At 58.5% G+C, this 3,215-nt stretch carries 3 protein-coding genes; all 3 read left to right on the plus strand.

Annotation, left to right across the window (positions count from 1 at the left end):
* Positions 1–153 precede the first annotated feature (153 nt).
* The 3 genes from Y707_RS0103135 to Y707_RS0103145 are packed head-to-tail and all read left to right on the plus strand — an operon-like array spanning position 154 to position 3,112.
* The gene (locus Y707_RS0103135) at positions 154–1,176 is read left to right on the plus strand and encodes a pilus assembly protein TadG-related protein (RefSeq protein WP_026533996.1); all 1,023 of its coding nucleotides are present in this window, start codon (positions 154–156) and stop codon (positions 1,174–1,176) included.
* Entirely contained in the window at positions 1,176–1,919 is a 744-nt protein-coding gene (gene cpaB, locus Y707_RS0103140) for a Flp pilus assembly protein CpaB (protein WP_026533997.1), read from the plus strand. Before Y707_RS0103135 ends, cpaB begins: the two co-directional genes overlap by 1 nt.
* Positions 1,916–3,112, plus strand: a complete 1,197-nt coding sequence (locus Y707_RS0103145; protein WP_026533998.1) for a CpaE/TadZ family protein — start codon at positions 1,916–1,918, stop codon at positions 3,110–3,112. Before cpaB ends, Y707_RS0103145 begins: the two co-directional genes overlap by 4 nt.
* Positions 3,113–3,215 lie beyond the last annotated feature (103 nt).

Here is a 3,215-nt window from a genome sequence, read left to right on the forward strand (position 1 = left end):
GTCTTTGAACCCCGCCATCAATACAGCAGACATTACGATCGTAAACCCGTGCGACTCTCCCGGTGAGCAAGTCACTTTCACGATTGATTACTCGCTAGACAGCATGACGGGAATCGCTGGCCCCTTTGATTTAAGAGGCACTGGAGTTATGCAATGCGGCGGATAACCCGCGCGATCGATGATGAGCGTGGTGCAGCCAGCGTGATCGTTGCCATCCTGATGGTGGCACTACTCGGCTTCGCAGCCCTCGTCATTGATGTCGGCCTAATGTACGCCGAAAAGGCTCAGCTCCAGAACGGTGCCGATGCTGAAGCGCTGAGTATTGCGCAGTCCTGCGCGGAAGATGCCGGCGATGCACTCTGTTCCGAGACGTCGCCGTTGGCCACGACCTTTGCCGATCAGAACGCCAATGATGGGCTCACCAACATCGATAATGTCGCACTCGATCAGGATGCGGGAACAGTCACCGTAATAACAGGAGCCGAGGAAGCCGGCGGAGACGAGAACAGCGTCTCGCTCTTTTTCGCCAACGCGCTTGGCATTCCTTCAGCCGAAGTAAGGGCCCAGGCCACCGCCGAGTGGGGAAGCCCGGTGGAGGGTACAGCGCCATTTCCGGTTGCGTTTTCCATCTGCCAGCTTGTAGAGGAAACGGGCGAACTCCAACTTTTCGTCAGCCATGGCGACGACGCCGACGCTTCCTGCGAGTACGGCCCCTCGGGCCACGTCGTCCCGGGAGGTTTCGGCAAGCTGCCCCAACAGGAAGGCGAGTGCTCGGCAGACATCAATGTCATCGAAGAGTACGCCGAAAGCAGCCCCGGGAATGATGCCCCTCCCAATTGCGGGGAAGTCTTCGCCTCGTGGAAAGCACAGCTCACTGCTGGTGACCCACCTACTGAGTTGTTTCCAATCTTCGATGATGTTGATGATTCCGTGACTCCTGCACAATTCAGTCTGATCGGTTTCGCGGCTGTAGAGATTCATGGCTGGTACTTCAGCAGTGAGGCGTTCCACAACACCAGCGCGTTCGTCGGCGACGCAGCATGTACGGGCAACTGTCGCGGCGTCATCGGCAAATTCGTCGAAATGGTATCGCTGGAAGATGGATATGGGCTGGGCCCCGTCATTGAAGATCTGGACACGACCGTTGTCCACCTGACACTTGGAGACGAAGAATAGTGAAGTCACGACTCATTGCCGGCTTGGCCGCAATTGTCCTCGCCATTGTGGGGGCGCTGTTGGTCTTTACTTACGCCCAGGCCGCCGATAAGCGCGCGATGGCGGGGCTCGAACCCATCGAGGTCCTCGTCGTCCAGGAGAAGGTCGCCGCAGGCACAAATGTCGAGCTGCTGGCCGAGTCGCTGGCCGTAAAACGGTTGCCAGCGTCCGCCGTCGCCAAGTCGGCCTTGAAAGACCTGAAAAAGTCGGCGGGTAAAGTAACCGAAGTGGGTCTGGTCGCCGGCGAACAGCTGGTTGCTGAACGGCTAATTAATCCTAAAGAGCTCGAAGCATCCGGAGCTGTTGAGGTCCCGAAAGGCTTACAGGAATTGTCCTTCCTTCTGGAGCCCCAGCGCGCCGTTGGCGGGAATCTCGCACCAGGCGATCAGATCGGTGTGCATATCTCCTATGCCCCAGGGCCCTCGCCGGAGTTCGAGGGCATAGATACTACGAAGTTTGTCTACCACAAGGTGCTTCTGACGAACGTTCAGAAGGCGCCGGTACCCGGCACAGAGGAGGGTTCTGAGCAGGATACTGCTGCCCTTCCCGCGGGATCACTACTGCTGACGGTCGCTGTCGATGACGCAAAATCGGCCAGGATTGTCCATGGCAATGAATTCGGCACATTGTGGCTGACCAAGGAACCTGCAAACGCAACCGAAAGTGAAAACGAAGTAATAACCAAGACTGAGGTGTACGAATGAGTCGGTTTATCCTCATCAGTCCGAATCAGGAATTTGAGCGACGGTTACGGCAGGCGACCACAGGATCACTGCCCGGGAACGTGCAGTCCCTGCCAGCTGATGTCCTCCATAGCCAACCGCAGGAAATCTTCGCACAGTTATCTGCGGAACGGACCGAAGTACTGATTATCGGGCCGGATCTGCCTCTCGACGATGCTCTGCGGCTGGCGACCGTCTTCGACGTCCAGCACCCGGAAATAAGCCTGATTCTCGTTGCCGAAAATCAGCCGGAATTGATCATGCATGCGATGCGTGCCGGGGTCAGGGATGTTCTGAATCCGATGGCGGACGTCGCCAATATACGCATGCTGCTGGAACGCGCGTGCCAAGCGTCCGCCAGCCGGAAGCGGTCCGAGGCGACGATGTCAGCTACGCGGACTGAAAATAGTCTGGTCATCGGAGTGTTCTCCCCTAAGGGCGGCGTTGGAAAAACAACAATCGCCACCAACATAGCTGTCGGACTCGGCAAAATCGCCCCGATGAACGTCGTCCTCGTCGATCTGGACCTGCAGTTCGGCGATGTCGCATCCGGGCTCTACCTCAACCCTGAATACACTTTGACTGACGCCGTCACTCCCTCCGCGAGCCAGGATTCGATGGTCCTGAAGGCATTCCTTACCGCGCACCCGACCGGAATCTACGCGCTGTGTGCGCCAAAGAGCCCGGTCGAGTCCGACCATATTTCAGTGCCTCAACTATCCCGACTACTGCAACAGCTGGCGATGGAATTTCAGTACGTAGTGGTCGATACCGGACCGGGAATAACCGAACACAGTCTGGCGGCCCTCGAGGTGTGCACCGACGCTGTCTGGGTCACGGGGATGGACGTGCCAAGCGTACGCGGATTGCGTACCGGGATGGATCTGCTCAACCAGCTGGACTTGATCCCTGAAAACCGGCATGTCGTCCTCAACTTCGCAGATTCAAAGACCGGTCTGTCCGTCCAGGATATCGAGGCAACGCTCGGGGCGCCTGTGGACATTTCCGTTCCCAGATCCCGGGCGCTGTCTGTGGCCACCAACCGAGGGGTTCCGCTGTTACAGGAAGAGGTCCGCGATCCGGCCACGAAAGGCTTGCGATCCCTGGTGAAGCGCTTCGACCCGAGCTGGCGCGCCAAATCTCAGCGCAAGCTCCATCGCCGGGTGGTGGTGTGATGAAGCTGTCAGAACGGCTGGCGACCCGCCCCGGCACGGGACCAGCAGACGAGACCCGAGTATCCGTCCCGGAGCAAACCGCGCCTACGTCAGCGGCGGGCTC

Source organism: Arthrobacter sp. H14, from assembly GCF_000520495.1.
Taxonomy (GTDB): Bacteria; Actinomycetota; Actinomycetes; order Actinomycetales; family Micrococcaceae; genus Arthrobacter_C.

Bases quoted from the DNA above. Each gene is read 5' to 3' on its own strand.
- Y707_RS0103135 (WP_026533996.1), top strand. From the start codon at position 154: ATGCGGCGGATAACCCGCGCGATCGATGATGAGCGTGGTGCAGCCAGC.
- Y707_RS0103145 (WP_026533998.1), top strand. From the start codon at position 1,916: ATGAGTCGGTTTATCCTCATCAGTCCGAATCAGGAATTTGAGCGACGG.